Source organism: Shewanella seohaensis, from assembly GCF_023283775.1.
Classification (GTDB): Bacteria; Pseudomonadota; Gammaproteobacteria; order Enterobacterales; family Shewanellaceae; genus Shewanella; species Shewanella seohaensis.
In genome coordinates, this window is record NZ_JAKILE010000004.1 from 315,168 (window position 1) to 333,909 (window position 18,742).

General features: G+C 48.5%; 13 protein-coding genes. 6 read left to right on the forward strand and 7 right to left on the reverse strand.

Annotation, left to right across the window (positions count from 1 at the left end; genetic code table 11):
* Nucleotides 1-127 precede the first annotated feature (127 nt).
* Nucleotides 128-463: a TapY2 family type IVa secretion system protein gene (locus tag L2713_RS06940; RefSeq protein ID WP_086904354.1), complete on the reverse strand. Its 336-nt coding sequence runs from the start codon at nucleotides 461-463 to the stop codon at nucleotides 128-130.
* Nucleotides 464-485: 22 nt separating this feature from the next.
* Entirely contained in the window at nucleotides 486-4,157 is a 3,672-nt protein-coding gene (locus tag L2713_RS06945; protein ID WP_248967386.1) for a pilus assembly protein, read from the reverse strand.
* 560 nt (nucleotides 4,158-4,717) lie between these two features.
* On the opposite strand from L2713_RS06945, the gene L2713_RS06950 reads away from it, so the two are divergent.
* From L2713_RS06950 to L2713_RS06965, 4 genes are all read left to right on the forward strand, one after another.
* The gene (locus tag L2713_RS06950) at nucleotides 4,718-5,875 is read left to right on the forward strand and encodes a metallophosphoesterase (RefSeq protein WP_248967387.1); all 1,158 of its coding nucleotides are present in this window, start codon (nucleotides 4,718-4,720) and stop codon (nucleotides 5,873-5,875) included.
* Between the two features lie 293 nt (nucleotides 5,876-6,168).
* Nucleotides 6,169-6,963 (forward strand): substrate-binding periplasmic protein, encoded by a 795-nt coding sequence (locus L2713_RS06955; RefSeq protein ID WP_109287371.1) that lies wholly within the window; start codon nucleotides 6,169-6,171, stop codon nucleotides 6,961-6,963.
* A gap of 199 nt (nucleotides 6,964-7,162) precedes the next feature.
* A complete protein-coding gene (locus L2713_RS06960; RefSeq protein WP_248967388.1) occupies nucleotides 7,163-8,275 on the forward strand; it encodes an efflux RND transporter periplasmic adaptor subunit in 1,113 nt (370 codons plus the stop codon).
* On the forward strand, nucleotides 8,275-11,430 hold the full coding sequence (locus L2713_RS06965; RefSeq protein ID WP_248967389.1) for a multidrug efflux RND transporter permease subunit: 3,156 nt from the start codon (nucleotides 8,275-8,277) through the stop codon (nucleotides 11,428-11,430). Before L2713_RS06960 ends, L2713_RS06965 begins: the two co-directional genes overlap by 1 nt.
* A gap of 82 nt (nucleotides 11,431-11,512) precedes the next feature.
* Here the strand turns inward: L2713_RS06965 and L2713_RS06970 are convergent, their stop codons facing one another.
* Entirely contained in the window at nucleotides 11,513-12,709 is a 1,197-nt protein-coding gene (locus L2713_RS06970; protein ID WP_248967390.1) for a multidrug effflux MFS transporter, read from the reverse strand.
* Nucleotides 12,710-12,853: 144 nt separating this feature from the next.
* Here L2713_RS06970 and L2713_RS06975 point away from each other — a divergent pair, with 144 nt between their 5' ends.
* Together L2713_RS06975 and L2713_RS06980 are read left to right on the forward strand one after the other, a co-directional pair.
* Entirely contained in the window at nucleotides 12,854-13,621 is a 768-nt protein-coding gene (locus L2713_RS06975; RefSeq protein WP_248967391.1) for an AraC family transcriptional regulator, read from the forward strand.
* Between the two features lie 148 nt (nucleotides 13,622-13,769).
* Nucleotides 13,770-14,243 carry a LabA-like NYN domain-containing protein gene (locus L2713_RS06980; protein WP_248967413.1) on the forward strand — a complete coding sequence of 158 codons (474 nt, stop codon included), beginning with the start codon at nucleotides 13,770-13,772 and terminating at the stop codon, nucleotides 14,241-14,243.
* A 55-nt stretch (nucleotides 14,244-14,298) separates the two neighbouring features.
* Here L2713_RS06980 and L2713_RS06985 read toward each other — a convergent pair whose 3' ends face one another.
* The 4 genes from L2713_RS06985 to L2713_RS07000 all read right to left on the reverse strand — a co-directional run bounded on the left by L2713_RS06985 (nucleotide 14,299) and on the right by L2713_RS07000 (nucleotide 18,673).
* A complete protein-coding gene (locus tag L2713_RS06985; protein ID WP_248967392.1) occupies nucleotides 14,299-14,790 on the reverse strand; it encodes a group I truncated hemoglobin in 492 nt (163 codons plus the stop codon).
* Nucleotides 14,787-15,665, reverse strand: coding sequence for a DUF3034 family protein (locus L2713_RS06990; protein WP_248967393.1), 879 nt, complete (start codon nucleotides 15,663-15,665; stop codon nucleotides 14,787-14,789). The genes L2713_RS06985 and L2713_RS06990 overlap by 4 nt, the downstream gene beginning before the upstream one ends.
* Before the next feature lie 73 nt (nucleotides 15,666-15,738).
* Nucleotides 15,739-18,036 (reverse strand): bifunctional diguanylate cyclase/phosphodiesterase, encoded by a 2,298-nt coding sequence (locus L2713_RS06995; protein ID WP_248967394.1) that lies wholly within the window; start codon nucleotides 18,034-18,036, stop codon nucleotides 15,739-15,741.
* The gene (locus tag L2713_RS07000; protein ID WP_248967395.1) at nucleotides 18,026-18,673 is read right to left on the reverse strand and encodes a methylamine utilization protein; all 648 of its coding nucleotides are present in this window, start codon (nucleotides 18,671-18,673) and stop codon (nucleotides 18,026-18,028) included. Before L2713_RS07000 ends, L2713_RS06995 begins: the two co-directional genes overlap by 11 nt.
* Between the last annotated feature and the right edge of the window lie 69 nt (nucleotides 18,674-18,742).

The window sequence follows — 18,742 nt, forward strand, 5'->3', positions numbered from 1 at the left end:
CGGCAGCTTTCTTATCAAGTTGGTGCTTAAAAGCATACGCCTTAGGAAGTTTACTACCTAAGGCGTAATATTTTAGTCCTGAGCACAAAGCGATTATCTAAATCTTTTTAAAGACTTAGATAATCGGTTAACCTTGATTTTCAGGAGCAAGCTCGGCCTGTTTGGCCTCTTCAAGGGTAAAACTCTCCGTCTTTTTCACGCATTCCAGCACCGTCTTAACATAGAGTGCTATCGGCTTATCCTGTGGTAAACGGGGTAATTTTGTTCCGGGTAAAGACAGTTGATACTGCTCAGCTTTAGATTCAAACCAGGAGAAACGCATCAACTTAGCTCCTTGATTCGTTTCTAAATAGCATTTGTAATCCTGTCGTTTCTCTTTTTCTGCCGCCATTGCAGGCCATTGAAGCCCCCATAACAGCAACAAAAAAATGGCACCATATTTCATCATTAAGCTATCACTCATCTTGATTTATTAAGGCTTTGCATCATTGATCTACGTAATAGTAAATCTTACGAGCCTTTGGCCAACTGCCGATACACTTAGGATTACCACTCTCGCAGGTCGCCTCCTCAGGCACCGCATTACCAATCCCAATCAAAAACATATCCTGCGTAGGAGCTTTAGCATTCGGGTCATCGGACGGCGCAGCGGGGGGGATGACCAATTGTGGCGTATCCAAAACCAGTTCACCGGCATATAAAAAATCGGTTCTGTAACCATTTGTTCCCTTCTGTAAATTTCTCTTATGAAGAAATCCCCTACCCGAACTTAAACATTGGTCCTCCGAAGCATCACTGCCAGGCGCAAAGCTAGTAAACTGGACAGCACCGCCAACAATAATTGCAGACGAAAGGCTCTTTTGACCTTTCAGAGGGAACTGATAGTACCAACCCCGTTTTTTGCCAAAGGCGATTTCACTAGCTTGGTTGCTTGGCGCCGCCGTAGTCACATCGTATAAATCACTTAAGGTTAAGGCACTCGGCACTGGCTTTTGATTAGACTTACCTTGGAATGATTGGGTCACAACATTCCTATCTTGCAAGGCAAAAAACATATCCGAACGGGACACATCGTTAGGTTTTGCCCTGTGACCACTACCCACCACTACGGCATCGTAGGGAATATTCTGCTTCGTCACTGTCTTGGTCGATTTTCCGTTGACCACCTGAGTCAACTCGAAGGTATTGGTGATAATGGTCTGCGCGACCGTGGGGCCGGAGAAGAATCGTCTGTCACTTGCCACCGAACTCCTATCCCCTAATGCGGCAAATTTAAATCCCGACCAGGTCGAGGTATTTGCAGAAGGCATATCCATTCGCCACACATTCCCTTGTGTGTCTGTGGCATAGATCCTATCCGTTCGGCCATCGCCATTACCGTCTAACACGGCAACGCTGCTCGGAATACTGTTGGCAATCCCCGGCAGTTGGGTGTTTGCGCCACTGCCACCAAATTGATGGATTAATGCGCCCGTTTCGGCATCGACAATAAACACACCTCGGCCTTGGCTATCGTCGCTGCCAATCTCGGCGCCATCCTTGGTCGCGGGGGTATATCCCGCACCGAAGATGAGCACAGGTTTATCCCCAGTGGCACTCGGAATCGTGGTGACGACAGGCGTCGACCAGGATTGACCCAACTCGCCCATTCCCGGAGAACTAGCATCAATCCTCCACATAAAAGTAGGATTATCAGGGGAGGTGATATCGAGGGCATAATAAGCATTTCCCCCACGGCGCATCCCCACAAAGAGCCATGCTTTTTCAATACGTTTGCCCTGCATTTTGGTGTAAGCGACTGGCGAGCCATCAATACCGTATACCGAGTGCACGCCCGTTGGCGCGTTTGCCTTCAGATCGCGGAAATTCGGCAGTAACTCATAGGGGATAAAACCCCAAGTCTCAGACACGCTATCGCCTTCATCCTTGAACATATGCAGGAACCCATGGTTAGTCCCCACGATAATCCGAATATCGGGCTTGTCTTCAGAGCCAAAATTGAGTGCTAAGGGTTTGGAATGTAAAGCATCCCCCATAATATCGGCGCGCCAATTGGGGGTTGCGCCACTCGCGGCACTGAGGTCCTGATTCTTGTCATTATCGACATCGATGCCCTTGGCCCAATCAAAATGCTCGCTAAGCTCAGTTTCATCGACCCCCATATACAAGGCCAAATGTGCATCGCCCCCCGCTTTGCGAGAAGCATTCGACAGGGTAAACGGACTTAATCCCGTGCCTAAATTACTGTACAAGGTGCGACTGCTCGCCTGCTGCATTGCTCCTAGCACACCACCCCGCTTCACATCGTTACCATCGCCACTCGCACCGCACTCTTCGGCCGAGGTCCAATAGGAACAGGCCTCGGCTTTGATGTTGCCATCTTCGCCTATCGCATTGTTGCCTTTACTATCGACAACATCACCACTACTGGTGACTTTGAATTTCTTGATATTGCCTAACCATCTCGGTCCTTTGTTCGGCAAAAACATAGAGTAATAAGCGGAATCAAAGGTTTGTGTTCGGTTAAAGTTATTACTTGCCACCGAGGGAGAGGTAAAGCTGGCATTTTTTTCGAGGATATTGTTCAGGGCCGTTTGTAATGAAGAGCGTAATTTACTGGCATCGGTCGCATCGAAATACTTACCGCCGCCATTTTCGGCGGTCTGTTTCAGCAAATGTTCGGCACTTGCAGCACCTTCACTAAAACCAATGGTAAAGGTTCTAACGGTTTGTTTACCCGCTGAATTAGGATTGACGTCTTCGTTTCTCATCCAGCCCGAAAGTGCACTGAGGTAACTGACGAGGCTTGAGGTATGTTTTCCCTCACCTTTGGTTAACTGCTCCACCAAACCATCGGCCGCGTTATCCAAGGTGGGTTCACCATCGGTGATATAGATGATATAGGCGTCGTTTTGGCAAGGTTTGAAGGGCGAGTTATAGTTATTTGTAAACTTTACCAATGCATTGGGATCGGTAAAAGGGTTGACGTTCGCTTGGTAAGTCCCCTGATAGCGCCCCCAGCGGTCGTAATAATGGTAATCGCTGTCGTCGTCACCAAAATACTGACTCTGCCCGCCGAAATAGCGGTACGCCTCATAGAGGGTTTCGCATAAGGGAGTATTTTGAGCATAGTTAATGCCATTAACCCCTTTGAGCAGATCAATTTTAGCTGCAGCGGACATCGGCTTAATTCCAGAGATAATCCGCCCACCGTCACGCTGCCCATCATAGGGGCCATTCATATTGAAAATCGCTAGACCAAAATCCACACCCGGCGTGGTTAAAATCACACTTTCAATCGCATCTTTAGCCAAGGCCAGTCGCGTTTTATTGACCCTAGTTTTAGGACCATGCAGCCAGTTTAAGTAATCTTCGGTATAGACGGTAACCACTTTACCAGTACCAAACGCGGTCTTTTCCGCCTTCGCCTTGGCCGCGGACTTTACACTGTCTGACGAGTTAATACTGGCTTTAGTGTAACGAACCGGTTTGCTCGCCGTCCCTAGGCTATCCACGGGTAAACCTTGAGCTTCGCCTGTAGCGTTACCGAACTTGTTTTCCTGAATATCCTCAAAACAGTCGACGGCTGAAATGGAACTGCCGTTAAGCTCTGAAAACTCTCTCCAAGACCCCGAGCTTCCCGAAAAACCATATTCCCTAAAGAACCCCGTAAAGGTGCCGTAACGATTCAGATATTCCCATGAGCTTTCGCAGCCATTGAGATTTCCTTTGAACTTACGTTTTTCCCGCCCTGAATTAGGGTTGGGCGCAGCCTCGTTTTCCGATGAGCCTCGGCTATAGAATAAATTACCCGATTGGGCATAATTTACATCGCGCTTATTCTCGTAGGGCGCCTCGACATCATAGGCGAGACTGCTCATGCTGCCCGAGTTGTCGAAAATAATCAGCACCTGCGGACGCGAGCCATTACGGGCGGACGCTTCGAAAACATAAAGCTCTGTGTCATCGGCGTGAGTCGGCGCCATAAATAAACTGGCCGCACTCACAATTACACTCGACAGAATAAGAGAAATGACTGACGTTAACGTATGGCGAACGTTTTGTGGTCGAGCGTTCAGGGATATCAGTGAAGAAACACGAGCAAGGGAGGACGCCACCCTATTATTAGGCTGGCATGTTAATAAAGACGGAATCATACAGTACGCATATCTGTTATTTAGATAAAAACACTTTCACCTAGCGCCTTATTATTAATCCACAGATTAACAATAAAGCCGATGCCATAACGACCAACACCATTACCGAATGGAAACCAGTAAAATCATAGCATTAGGTAACACGAACTGACTTTTACCATTATCAACACTTCTTTGGCAATAAATAAACAAAACTATTTAAACTGATAAATATGTATCAACAAGATCACAATGATGCGCACTAAAAATAATCACTTAAAAGTCATCATTTAAAAGGTTTCAGAAATAATTTATTTAAAAGTAACCGTATACCTCCCGTTTAAAATCAATTCCAAAATAACGCATTTAAATATGCGTAAAATATGATCAGGCCATTTCAACTCTCTATCTTGCTATCCGATTTCGATGCTCAATTATCGCTATCCCTTTAGCGGTATTTTGGGCATTCAGTGAGTCCATCATGAAAATATCCCATCTTTATGCCCCTTGCTGCATCTAATTATTAACATTATGCTAACCACCCCTAAATAGGCGGCGTAAAACGATATAAGGAACATCGAATGCACTTAGTCTCTGAATCTGGCCTCCCCCATGCCAACAGCCCATCGCAGGATGTGTATTCGTCCGAATCAACCCCAAAACGTCTCACGCTCGCCGCTCAGGGAGTCTTATTCTCCCTGCTCAGCTTATTTTCCGTTGCCAGTTATAGTGCAGAGCCAAGCTCCCCGGTCACAGATGGCCCCTATGTGTTTCTCAATCAAGGGCAAGAAAATACCGCCTATTGGATCTGCCAGAGTCAGTTAAAACAAACCCCTATCGCAAACAATCAATTGGCTCGCCCAAATGATTGCGGCAACTTGCCACAGCCCTTACGTCATAGCGAAGCGCCTCAAGTTGAAGCCGACACTTATACCCACGCGGGTAAAATTGTGGCCCTGAGCGATGTGCATGGCCAATTTGATGTGATGATTAACTTGCTCAAGGCGCACAAAATTATCGATGACCAAAATCGTTGGGCCTTTGGTGATGGCCATATGGTGATGACGGGCGATATGTTCGACCGCGGTCATCAAGTTAACGAAGTTCTGTGGTTTTTATATGAGTTAGATAAGCAAGCCCAAGCCGCCGGTGGTCGATTACATTTACTCATGGGCAACCACGAGCAAATGGTGTTTCGCGGCGACTTACGTTATGTGAATGAGCGCTATCAAACCTCGGCGGAATTACTCAATCGCAGCTATGATGCGCTCTACAACAAAGACACCGAAATCGGCCGTTGGCTTCGCAGTAAAAACACGCTGGTGAAAATCAATAATCTGCTGTTTATGCACGGCGGAATAAGCCCTGAATGGGTCGAGCGTAAACTCAATATCAGTGATGCCAATCAGTTATTCCGCCAACATTTAGACGATAAAAAAGAAGATTTAAAACAAAACGATCTGCTGAATTTCCTGTTCTTCACCAACGGCCCGACTTGGTACCGTGGCTATTTTAAAGACGCGCTTAACGAACAAGAGATTGACCAGATCCTTAACTACTTTAAGGTTGACCACATCATAGTTGGCCACACCTCGCAGGATCGGGTTCTTGGGCTTTATCATAATAAAATCATTGCGATTGATAGCAGCATTAAGAATGGTCAATCTGGCGAGCTATTACTGATAGATCAAGACAAGCTCACCCGTGGTCTGTACCAAGGTGAACAGGTAAAGCTTTAAATACCAGTAGCGCGTTAAACAAGAGCAAACTTTAAAATAAGCACAACTCGAAGATAAGCACAGAGCAAGATGATTAAGGGCTTATGGGCTTTCCCCATAAGCCCTATTTATTGGTCAAAGCAATAACTTCACTTCCCCTTTAGTTAAAGAGCCACATCCAGTTTAGTCATCGCTGTTGCCACCATTCGCTTCCACCGTTTTCAACACAGCGGAACCATTACACAAAATTCCCGCTCAAGGCCTAAACTGCCCCTATACTCAGCAAAGTGGCTCTGTATATTTAAAGGATAAGTATGGGTTTCAAGTCGCTAATCAAGATTAGCCTTGTATTACAGCTCTTAGGATTATCCGCACCCAGTTTAGCGGGGCGAGAGTTAACACTGGTCGCAACTAACTATCCTCCCTTTTATACCAGTGAGTTAGCCGATCAAGGCGGCGTCGCTCTCGTCGTCAAAGAAGCCTTTAAACGTCGCGGCTACCATGCCAGTGTAAAATTCTATCCCTTCGCGCGGGCAGCCTTGCTAGTCAAAACCGGCCAAGCCGATGGCATTATTGGCCTTTGGTATCGCAAAGAACGTGAGCAATGGGCGCACTATTCCGATCCCATACAAGCCGTACAGATAGTTTTCTTTAAACGTAAAGATAACCCCTTACATTTTAGTCAATTGAGTGAGCTTAAGCCCTTCACCATAGGCATTGGTCGCGGCTACGCCAATCCGCCCGAGATTGCCGCAGCTGGGCTAACCACAGAGGAAGGCAATTCCGATGAGATGAATCTTAAGAAATTGTTTCTAAAACGCATCGACTTAGTGCTGATTGGTTACAATCTTGCCCAATATTTAATCAAGCAACATGGCGATGAGTATCTTAATGCCCTTGAACAAGTTGGCGACCCCATAGCAACTGAGGTATTCCATTTAGGGGTATCGTTAGCGGTTGCCGATCAGGCCACCTTAGTCGATGAGTTTAATAAAGGCCTTGAAAGCATGGCCCAGGATGGCCGCCTTGACGCGATTTTAAGCCAATATCCGCAAATTCAATCCAGCTTAGATCCGATAGAGAAAATACGAACACAAGCACATCCTTAGCAAGATAACTCGGCTATCTTAGCCACTTCGAACGGGACGGATGAGATTGCCATGGGGTATCTCGACACAAAACACAATTTCTTTCACTTTCGAGTGCTTAACTTTACAAACTTTTACCCACCTGATGACGGTTATTCACTAGAATAGCGCCATTAGTGCGTACGCCTGTTAACCGTCTTTGTGCGAGATAATCATTCCAATGAAAAAAACCATAATAGCCATTGCCTTAGTCGCTGCGGTTGCCGCCGCTGTGAGTTTTAGTGATGTACTGCAAGCGGCCAAACCCGAAAGCGCACCCCATTTAATGCGCACTGTACCTGTGGTAACCGGAGAAGTGATTGAACATCCGCTGGCACAATCGATTTCACTCATAGGTAAACTCGCCGCCGATCGCGCTGTGGTCATTGCGCCGCAAGTCACAGGAAAAATTAAGCAAATCGCAGTGACATCAAACCAAGCGGTCAAAAAGGGCCAGCTACTTATCGAACTCGACGATATGAAAGCCCAAGCCGCAGTGGCCGAAGCCAATGCCTTTTTAAATGATGAAACCCGTAAACTCAGGGAATTTGAAAAACTCATCAGCCGCAATGCCATCACCCAAACCGAAATCGATGCGCAAAAGGCCAGCGTCGATATCGCCAGAGCACGACTCGCCTCGGCGCAGGCGGATTTACATTACCATTCGCTGATTGCCCCCTTTGCTGGCAAAACCGGTCTGATTAATTTCAGCGAAGGTAAAATGGTCAGCATAGGCACTGAGCTGATGACCTTGGATGATTTATCCAGCATGCGACTCGACCTGCAAGTCCCCGAACATTTTCTGTCACAGCTGAGCATTGGTATGCCAGTATCGGCAACCAGCCGCGCCTGGCCGGGGGAAACCTTTATCGGCAAAGTGGTTGCCATCGATCCCCGCGTCAATGAAGAAACCTTAAACTTGAAGATCCGCGTGCAATTTGAAAACGCGAAAAACCGCTTAAAGCCCGGCATGATGATGTCATCGACCATCACCTTCCCACCGATTTCCGCCCCAATTGTGCCAGTACAAGCCTTAGAATATTCAGGCACTAAGCGCTACGTGTATGTGGTTGGCGAGGATAAAATCGCCCATCGCACCGAAGTGGTTTTAGGCGCCCGCGTGGGTGATCAAGTGCTTATCGATTCTGGCCTCAAGATTGGCGACAAAGTGGTAGTGCAAGGGCTAGTGAACATGCGCGATGGCTTAAAGATCAATGAAGTCGTGCTCGAAGCCAATAACAAGACTCAAGGTCCTGCCGCTAAATCAGACGTCAACACCGCGGAGACGAAATAATGTGGCTGTCCGATGTTTCCGTTAAGCGCCCCGTCGTCGCGATCGTTTTAAGCTTATTGTTGTGCGTCTTTGGTTTAGTGTCCTTCACTAAACTGTCGGTACGGGAAATGCCCGATGTCGAAAGCCCAGTGGTGACCGTCAGTACCAGCTACTCTGGTGCTTCGGCCGCGATTATGGAGAGCCAAATCACTAAGACCCTCGAGGATGAACTCACGGGGATCAGCGGCATCGATGAAATCACCTCAACCACCCGTAATGGCAGCTCGCGGATCACAGTAAAATTCCTCCTCGGTTGGAACTTAACCGAAGGCGTGAGTGATGTGCGTGACGCCGTGGCCCGTGCCCAGCGCCGCCTGCCTGAAGATGCCAACGATCCAGTGGTCTCTAAGGACAATGGCTCTGGCGAACCCTCTGTCTATGTCAACTTAAGCTCCAGCGTAATGGACAGAACTCAGCTGACCGATTACGCCCAGCGCGTATTAGAAGACAGATTTAGCCTCATCAGCGGCGTGAGTTCCATCAGCATCTCGGGCGGTTTGTACAAGGTGATGTACGTTAAGCTCAGACCCGAGCAAATGGCGGGACGCAATGTCACAGTCACCGACATTATTAACGCACTGCGTAAAGAAAACGTCGAAACCCCAGGCGGTCAAGTACGTAACGATACCACTGTGATGTCGGTGCGCACTAAGCGACTCTATTACACCCCGAAGGATTTTGACTATTTAGTGGTTCGCACCGCCAGCGATGGCACGCCTATCTATCTAAAGGATGTGGCGGATGTGGCCGTTGGTGCCCAGAACGAAAACTCCACCTTTAAGAGCGATGGTATCGTTAACTTAAGCTTAGGCGTTATCACTCAGTCCGATGCGAACCCTTTGATTGTGGCGCAGGAAGTCCATAAAGAAGTCGATAGAATTCAAGATTTTCTCCCCGAAGGCACAAGCCTTGTGGTGGACTTTGACTCGACCGTCTTTATCGACCGCTCAATTAACGAGGTATACAACACCCTCTATGTGACTGGCGCCCTTGTGGTATTAGTGCTGTACATCTTTATCGGCCAAGCCAGAGCGACCCTCATCCCTGCGGTGACAGTACCTGTGTCGCTCATTTCGGCCTTTATTGCCGCCAACATGTTCGGCTACTCGATTAACCTATTGACGCTGATGGCATTAATTCTCGCCATCGGTCTTGTCGTTGACGATGCCATCGTCGTGGTAGAGAACATCTTCCACCATATTGAGCGCGGTGAAGAGCCACTACTCGCCGCTTACAAAGGCACGCGGGAAGTGGGCTTTGCGGTTGTGGCCACCACAGCCGTGTTAGTCATGGTGTTCCTGCCGATTTCCTTTATGGAGGGCATGGTCGGTTTACTCTTTACCGAGTTCTCGGTGATGCTGGCAGTATCCGTGCTGTTTTCTTCACTTATCGCCCTGACGCTGACGCCAGTACTGAGTAGCAAACTGCTTAAAGCCAATGTTAAACCGAACCGTTTTAACCGTTTCGTCGACAGTGGTTTTGCCCGCATGGAAAAGGTTTACCGTGTTGGCGTGACTCAGGCGATCCGTTTTAAATGGTTGGCGCCACTGGTGATCCTCGCCTGCGTTGGCGGCAGTGCCTGGTTAATGCAACAAGTGCCCTCACAGTTAGCACCGCAGGAAGACCGCGGCGTACTGTTCGCCTTCGTAAAAGGCGCCGAAGGCACCAGCTATAACCGTATGACGGCGAACATGGACATAGTCGAAGACCGACTGATGCCCCTGCTCGGCCAAGGCGTGTTACGTTCTTTTAGCGTTCAAGCCCCAGCCTTCGGTGGCCGCGCTGGCGATCAAACTGGCTTTGTGATCATGCAGTTAGAGGACTGGGAACATCGCCATGTCACGGCGCAGCAAGCCCTTGGCATTATCAGCAACGCCTTAAAAGATATTCCCGACGTGATGGTTCGCCCTATGATGCCAGGCTTTAGGGGCCAATCGAGTGAGCCAGTACAATTCGTCCTCGGCGGCTCAGATTACGCCGAGCTGTTTAAATGGGCGCAGGTATTAAAAGAAGAAGCCAATGCCAGTCCTATGATGGAAGGCGCGGACTTAGATTATGCCGAAACCACGCCAGAGCTTATCGTCACCGTCGATAAAGAACGGGCGGCGGAGCTTGGGATCAGCGTCGATGAAGTCTCGCAAACCTTAGAAGTGATGCTCGGCGGTCGTAAAGAAACAACCTATGTCGACCGAGGTGAAGAGTACGATGTGTATCTGCGCGGCGATGAAAACAGCTTTAACAACGTCGGCGATTTAAGCCAAATCTATATGCGCTCGGCCAAGGGCGAATTAGTGACGCTCGATACCCTAACCCATATCGAAGAAGTCGCATCGGCACAAAAACTTAGCCATACCAATAAGCAAAAATCGATCACCCTTAAGGCCAACATCAGTAAAGGCTACACTTTGGGTGAAGCCTTGAAGTTTTTAGATAATAAGGCGATTGAGCTATTACCTAAGGATATTTCCATCGGTTATACCGGCGAATCTAAGGACTTTAAAGAAAACCAGAGCAGCATCTTAATCGTGTTCGGTTTAGCGCTCCTAGTGGCTTATCTGGTTTTGGCGGCGCAATTTGAAAGCTTTATCAACCCCTTAGTGGTGATGTTTACCGTGCCTATGGGGGTATTCGGTGGCTTCCTTGGCCTGTTGATTACCAGTCAAGGCATTAACATCTATAGCCAGATTGGGATGATCATGTTGATTGGTATGGTGACTAAAAACGGTATCTTAATCGTCGAGTTTGCCAACCAATTGCGTGACCGAGGTTTAGCCTTAGACAAAGCCATTATCGACGCTTCGACTCGTCGCTTACGCCCCATTCTGATGACAGCTTTCACCACCTTAGTAGGTGCTGTGCCGCTGATCTTCTCATCGGGCGCAGGCTCTGAAAGCCGGATTGCCGTAGGTACTGTAGTGTTCTTCGGTATGGCCTTTGCCACCTTTGTGACCCTGTTCGTGATCCCGGCTATGTACCGCTTAATCTCGGCCGCGACCCATTCACCGGGTTATGTTGAGGCGAAACTCGAGGCGGCCATCAAAGCGCAAGAATTAGCGGCTCAAGAATTAGCAGCGCAAGAGGCGGCTAAACAACAGGAACAAACAGCCAAAGCCTAGCGCGATACAGTAAAACTAAACGGCATAGGATGTTTGTTAAAACCATAAAGCCAAGGGAGTCATTGCCCCTTGGCTTTTTTATTTAAGTCTGAGAACCGCTCCCTCTGCGCCCAGTCAAGCTCGTCAAGTTAGTCAAGTTAGTCAAGCTCGTCAAACCAAGCCCCACACAAAGCAGCGCCGCGAAGCTAATCACGCCCCCAAGATGGCTTACCATGCCTGCAGCGCCTAAACCTAGCCCCAACAGAATGTAATAAAACAGTCCAAACAGCGCACCCGCAGAACCTGCATAAGCGCGGTAGTTTGCCAGCGCCGAGCTGAGTATGTTCGGAATCGCTATCCCATAAGCAATCACAATCAACAGCATGGGTAGTAAGAAGTAAACATTATTCACGCCAATGTCAGTCGGTTGGATGAGCCAAATACCGAGTCCTCCGAATAGTGCAATAAAGCTTGCTAACCGCACTAATAGCGCACTGGAGTAACCTCTGCCTAGTAATAGTTTATTAAAATAACTGCCAAGGAATGCGCCAAAGCCCAATAACAACCCACTCATCCCGAAGGCAAGCGTCGACAACCCTTGCGCCTCAAACATAAATGGCGCTAATGAAAAGTAGCTAAACCACATCAAGTTAAATGAGGCCACCAGCAAGGTGTTTTTAATTATCCCGCTGTCGGTAAGCATCTTGATAGCTAACTCAACTATCGCGATTTTTTGGGTATGTGCAGGCCTCGTTTCGGGCAAAGACTTTAACGACAAAAACAACAACACAATTGCCGAAGCCATCAGGGCGACAAACACACCTTGATACCCCCAATAAGCACTGAGGAGACTCCCCAATAGCAATCCGATAATGGGACTGATCCCAAGAGACATGCCCATCACCGAAAAGACTTTGGCCAATTCCTCCCCGCTGTAACTGTCACGCATCATGGTTTGAGTAATGACAGACCCCACTGCCGCACCAAAGGCCGATAATACGCGCGCCAGCAACAATAGGGTAAAGTCACTAATCATCAACGCGAAGGCTGAACCAATGGCATAACAGACTAATCCCGCAAGCATGGCGTTGCGGCGACCAATGATGTCGGCTAAACGCCCCCAGCAAAATACGCCCACAGCAAAGGCGATAAAGTACACGGATAAGGTTTGCGAGGCGCTGGCAACAGACACCGCAAAGTTTTCCGCAATATTAGGCAAAGCCGGGCTATAGATGGTTTCCATAATTTGCGGAAACATCATCAACAGCACGCACAGCCAGAGTGGTGGTTTTATTTTCATGATTTTTAGGTACGTTTTAGCCTTTCAGTGTTAACCGATAAACCAAAACGGCGCTCCATACTTGTCAAAGAGGGCGCAGTATAGATAGGATACCTAAGTGACAATTAACGACACTTAGACAAAAAACATCAAAAATAAGACAATATGGCCTTTATTCAACCCGAGCAGCAATTTAATCCCGATGCCTTAGACAACCTAGTGATAGGCATTGCCGCCGAAATTGGCGAACATGACTCAGGCGTACATCAGCATCGCAAGGCTCAGCTGCTCTACTCATCGGCGGGATGTATGCGGTTTACCTTAGCCGATACTCAAGTCGTATTGCCGCCAACCCGTGCAGCTTGGCTGCCCGCTGGCGTCGTACACCAAGTCACAATGCGTGATGTTGTCGCCTATCGTTCACTCTACTTTGAGCCTGAAACCGTGGCGTCTTTGCCGGATAAAGTCACGATTTTCCATGTGAATCCATTACTCAAAGCGTTAATCGACACTATGTCCTTTTGGCCTTGGGACAAACCCAGAGACAGCCAGCACAATGCCTTTGCCCTGCTGATTGAAGAGTTACTCCATGCAGATGCACAGAATTTAAGCTTACCCCTGCCCAAGGACAAACGGCTACAAACTTGGCTTAAGCAATTGCAACAACAGCAAAAAAAACCTGCCAGCTTGCAGGACATGGCCATTGAAATCGGCGCCAGCGAACGCACCATCAGCCGTATCTTTAGCAACGAAACGGGCATGGCTTATCAGGCGTGGCGGCAGCAATGGCGCTTGCTCTCAGCTATTGAGCAATTAGCTGCGGGCGCCTCGGTGGCGCAGGTAGGATTTAACTTACAGTTTTCCAGCGACAGCGCCTTTATCAGCTTTTTTAAACAATATACTGGCATCACCCCGGCGCAATACTTTAGATAATCAATCCGTTAACCTAGCTAAAAATCCATTAAGCGCAGCTACACACGGCAATTCCCGATTAGACCCATTGCAGTTTTGCCTGCTCGCGCCATTCGCCGCCTTGCTGTGCTATAGTGCGCAGAGTCACCCAACTGATAGCCATAATCCCTTGAAAAAAATCGCCCTGTTTGTCGACGTGCAAAACATCTACTACACCTGCCGTGAGGCTTATCAGCGCCAGTTTAACTATCGCAAACTCTGGCAACAGTTAAGCGCGCAGGGTGAGATTGTCAGCGCCATCGCCTACGCCATTCATCGCGGGGACGATGGTCAATTAAAGTTTCAAGATGCGCTGAGACATATTGGTTTTGAGCTAAAACTTAAGCCCTTTATTCAGCGCAGTGATGGTTCGGCAAAGGGTGATTGGGATGTGGGCATCACCATAGATGTGCTGGAGATGGCGCCCGAGGTGGATACAGTGATCTTGCTGTCTGGCGATGGGGACTTTGCCCTCTTGCTCGATAAGATAAGGCAAAAATACGCCATCGAGGCTGAGGTGTATGGCGTGCCCTCCCTCACGGCAAAATCTCTGATGGAGGCGGCTAGCTGCTTTAATCCGATAGAAGAGTCATTGTTACGTTAATGCCAGTATATCCCCAGCCTAACTGCATCACCCACACGCACGAGTTAGCGAGCCGTTACTGATACGTCACCTCGGAATACATGGGCGCAAGGCGCTTCAGCAGCGCATTGCGGGTCGATGTTGAAATATGCAGTTCCTTCATCGATTCAATCAAATGCCCGACTAAAGCATCAAAATCGGCCTGAGTGATATTCAAACCTTTATGGCTGTCTGCCATATTTTCGCCTTGATAGACGCAGCCTCCATCCGTGACAGCGCACAAATGTTCGATAAGACGCTCGCGAAAGATGGCAATATCCGTTTCATCGAAGTGGTGGACAATGCGGGGATCCCGCGCGATATGCGCAAGCAAGCCATCAACGATAGCCGAAACGCCCGAATCACCACCGAGGGCCTGATACAGGGTTGTAGGACTGGCGTTCGCACTAGATACTGGGGTGTCAGGATCAGATAGGGCGCAGCCAGCAAGTAAAACTGTCGAGATTGGAAGTGCTGTGATTAAAAGTGCCGTGGTTAAGTGTGCGAGAAACTTGCGAAAATGACTCATAGCGCGCCCTCCAACGACAGATACCAGCCCCGTTGATGCTCAAAACCCGCAATGCTGCCTAAATCGGCATAGGCTGTGACCACTGACAGATGCTTATTGATAAACCAAGCTAAAAATATGTCCTGCCAATCATCCTCTCGAGCAAATCCCAGTTCGTTCGGTTTTTGACGATATTCAATACCCAGTGCCAGATTATCGGTGAGCAGTAACGCAGCCGAGGCTTCCAACATAAAGTGGTAATCGTTACTGGCCTCAGTGCCAAACCCTAATAAGCCAGTTTGATTGGCTTTGGTCGCGCGCACTGTGGCATTGAGTAACAAATTACGACCCGCTACCGTATCAAAAAACACTTTACTGGCAGCGACATATATATCTAAACCCCAATCATCCCGCGCGCCAACCGCCTGAGGAAGGCTAAAGTCATCCACTTTTTTATACTGTGCGCCCAAGGTGATTTGTGGCATGGCGGTATATAACAACTCGCCGGCAAGCTTGTATTTGAACCCGACGATATCCTGGCCAAGCTCGCCGCCAAGAGTATCCAAATCAAAGGTTTGCCTTGCCAAACTGAGCTCAAACCGATTGTCATAACTTAACGAGACGCCCATCACTTTTAGCGTAAAATCATCGACATAAACACCCGTGGCCATGGCCGTTGCCGACCACTCTTCACTACTGCCATAACCGTTGATCACGGCCCAAGGCACTATACCACCGCCAGCACTGCCCTCAGTCATTGACGCGCCGCCAGTGGCGATCACACGGCTACCCTCAGCCACAACTGGCGCAATGCCCCCTAACCAAAGCGGGCAAAACAGACAAAGCAGCGCCCTAGTATAGCGCCGAGTCGATAAGCTCAACTTCATTGTGTTCATGGACATACTCACTCAATACGCGATTGATTGCATTAGAGGGCGATGATGACGCCAGACGCCATTCGGTGTTTTCTTATTTGCTGCTACTGTTAAATGCTTCAAACCATTGGTCAAACTCAGCCGCTTTTAACGGCTTGGAATACACATAGCCCTGGATCAGATCGCAGTTGAGATGACGAAGAATATCAACACCTTCTCGCTCTTCAACACCTTCAGCCACAACGCTAAAGCCGAGGCCATGGATCAATTGAATGCTGGTATTGACTATCATGGCATCCTGACTGTTCAAGTGCATATTCTGGATAAAGCTACGATCAATCTTCACTTCATCAACGGGTAATAGTTTCAAATACGCCAGTGATGAATGTCCGGTGCCAAAATCATCAATCGCAACCGAGACGCCCATATCGCGGAATCGTTGCAAGACCCCCACAACGGTTTGCGCATCTTTCATCACGGCGCCTTCAGTGACCTCGATGCAGAGTGCGCCGGGTTGCAGATGATTGTCCTTTAACAGGTTGGCAATTTGATTTGGTAAACGTGTATCCAGTAAATCGTGGGCAGACAGGTTAATCGCCAACTTCAGCGCTAGGCCCTGCTGCTGCCATGTCACCAACTGTTTGATGGCCTGCTTCAATACCCATTGGCTGACAATATCAATGTTGCCTGAGTTTTCAGCGAGTTGAATAAATTCATCCGGCGGGATAAAACCCAGAGTAGGATGTTGCCAGCGGATAAGTGCTTCGGCGCCAGTACATTGATTGAGCGGCAAATTAACCTTGGGCTGAAACACCAAATAGAGCTGGTCCAGCGCCAAACCGATAGGCAAATCACGGATAAGAGTGAGTTCTCGCTGGTACTTTTCATCGTCGCCCTCACGATAACTAACGATTCGCAGTTCCTGAAGGCAGGCCTGGTTGAGGGCAATTTCGGCGCGGCGCAGCAACACATCAATGTCGGCACCATTGCCATCAATTTCGAGCAGCCCTGCTCGCACCGTCAGCGAAATATTGGAACCTTGGATAGGAAAGGGAGCTTCTAGCATATCCAAGGATTTCAGTAATTGATCGCCCCCAATCCCTTGGCGATACAAGAGCAAAAACGAATCGCCATCCAATCGCGCCAGCATATCGGCTGTGGGCGCCAGCTGCTCCAAACGGCGGGCAAACAGCAGCAATAAGCTATCGGCGTTAGCAAAACCGATAATGTCGTTGATATGGCGAAAATGCTTGATATCCAGCAATACGATAGTGCCGGAGAGATCTTGGTTAAGATCGGTTAAATGCTGTTTTGCCGCGAAACGATTCAGCAAGCCTGTCAAACTGTCGTGGCGCGACTGATACAGTAAATCCTTTTCGCGCGCCTCAATATCCTCCCGCATCAAAGACAAACTGTTGGCCAATACCCGCAATTCCGCAGGCGCCCCCTGAATGCTCTCAGGCTGCAGCCCCTGACCAATTTTACGGGCATATTGCACCAATCGATGAACGGGCTCGGTCAAACTGCCCGACAACCAAATGGCAATGGCAATCGCCAATGCCAGCGTCAACGCAAAGATCAGCAGCATGTTATTGCGTAAATGCAGATAACTTTGCTGCCACTTGAGGTTTGACTGGTGCAGCAGCGCCAACTGGCGACCATTATGCTCATACAGCTTGATTGCCATGGATAAGTAGTCCGCAGGAATATACTCGCTGGGCATAGTTAACAGGCTGGGGAATCGGTTTTTCTGCGCAAGCACACTCTGTTGTTCGGCGCTGGATAAGGTGGAGGCGATTTCAGTCCGGCCATTGGTCTTATTAACAAAGCTAACATCAATCCCAGTGATGGCTTTGGCTTGGCTAGCCACTTTTTCATCTAACAAAAAGCCCATACCAACCCAGGCTATCAGAGTTGGCGCCTTGACTGGTTGAAGGACAAACTGATAACTCGCATGGTCAAAATCGAGAATCGCCAAGGCATTGGTATTGCTGGTGGCCAGTTCAAATAGGGATTGAATATCATCCTGCGTAAGCCCTGGCAGGCTTGAGGTTAACAGTTCCCCCTTGGGTGACAATAATATGGCTGCATCAGCACCGATACGGGCACCATGATTGGATAATACCGACTCTATCGTTTCTTGCTCTCTTGTCGCAATCGCACGCTTAAAACCAAAATCGGCGCTGAGCACAGATAAGCTTTGACTGAGTTGAGTACCGCGATTAGACAACACTTCGAGAAACACATTCGCGCCGATTTCAAGGCTCTTTTGTTGCTGTAAAAAGTTATCTCTCTGTGTTGCCGTCAACACTGAAAATGCCGTGGCTAACTGCACTAGGGTCAGCACAGTAAAGAAAACTAAAATCAGTCGAGCACGGAAACTATTTAGCATCAAAGGATCCAAACCCCGATGGCGGAGCCGAAGGTTTTGCCTGACGCTCGACATCTAATGCCAGCGTGAGTGTTTGAGTCTCTGCAGCCAAATTGAGGTCCTTAGGCTCAGAAATGGCCTTCTGCCATGGATGCCAAAGTTTGACTTTATAATGACCGGCCGTAAGTGCCTTGAATTGGATCTCTCCTTTTTCGTTCGCCACCGCCACAATGGGGCTATCTGCAACATAAATAAAGGCTTGCATATAATCGTGAATATTGCAGCCAAGCGCCACTAGGCCAGGTTTATCAAACATAATAGGCGCTTCGGCTTTACCCACATAGAGTTTCAACTCGAACGGTTTGGCCTCGGAAAAGGAATACACATGGTGGCGGGTACGATCCAGATTAGGAAAATCTACTTTTGATCCTCTAGGAACTGCCAGCACAAAGGGGATAAAGGTACGGTTTTTTTGTGACATTTCATAATGATCAGTAATGGTCGTTTTATCGGGCATCACATCAGGGATAAGTTCCACAACCGCATCGGCCAGCGCCACTTGTTGCGAGTCTACCACCTGAATCTGGAGGTCTGCGGCCATACTCATGGGCAGCACCATACAGACAAACAAGGTAAATACAGCGCGATTTAATATCATTGGTTACCCCAAACGAAAGGTGACGGCAAGAGTGCAGCAAGACATAGGCATATCTAGTCATACGATATC

Excerpts from the sequence above, each read along its gene's own strand:
- L2713_RS06955 (WP_109287371.1), top strand. The coding sequence starts at position 6,169 with ATGGGTTTCAAGTCGCTAATCAAGATTAGCCTTGTATTACAGCTCTTA.
- L2713_RS06970 (WP_248967390.1), bottom strand. The coding sequence starts at position 12,709 with ATGAAAATAAAACCACCACTCTGGCTGTGCGTGCTGTTGATGATGTTT.
- L2713_RS06940 (WP_086904354.1), bottom strand. The coding sequence starts at position 463 with ATGAGTGATAGCTTAATGATGAAATATGGTGCCATTTTTTTGTTGCTG.
- L2713_RS06965 (WP_248967389.1), top strand. The coding sequence starts at position 8,275 with ATGTGGCTGTCCGATGTTTCCGTTAAGCGCCCCGTCGTCGCGATCGTT.
- L2713_RS06995 (WP_248967394.1), bottom strand. The coding sequence starts at position 18,036 with ATGCTAAATAGTTTCCGTGCTCGACTGATTTTAGTTTTCTTTACTGTG.
- L2713_RS07000 (WP_248967395.1), bottom strand. The coding sequence starts at position 18,673 with ATGATATTAAATCGCGCTGTATTTACCTTGTTTGTCTGTATGGTGCTG.
- L2713_RS06960 (WP_248967388.1), top strand. The coding sequence starts at position 7,163 with ATGAAAAAAACCATAATAGCCATTGCCTTAGTCGCTGCGGTTGCCGCC.
- L2713_RS06975 (WP_248967391.1), top strand. The coding sequence starts at position 12,854 with ATGGCCTTTATTCAACCCGAGCAGCAATTTAATCCCGATGCCTTAGAC.
- L2713_RS06950 (WP_248967387.1), top strand. The coding sequence starts at position 4,718 with ATGCACTTAGTCTCTGAATCTGGCCTCCCCCATGCCAACAGCCCATCG.
- L2713_RS06945 (WP_248967386.1), bottom strand. The coding sequence starts at position 4,157 with ATGATTCCGTCTTTATTAACATGCCAGCCTAATAATAGGGTGGCGTCC.
- L2713_RS06985 (WP_248967392.1), bottom strand. The coding sequence starts at position 14,790 with ATGAGTCATTTTCGCAAGTTTCTCGCACACTTAACCACGGCACTTTTA.
- L2713_RS06990 (WP_248967393.1), bottom strand. The coding sequence starts at position 15,665 with ATGAACACAATGAAGTTGAGCTTATCGACTCGGCGCTATACTAGGGCG.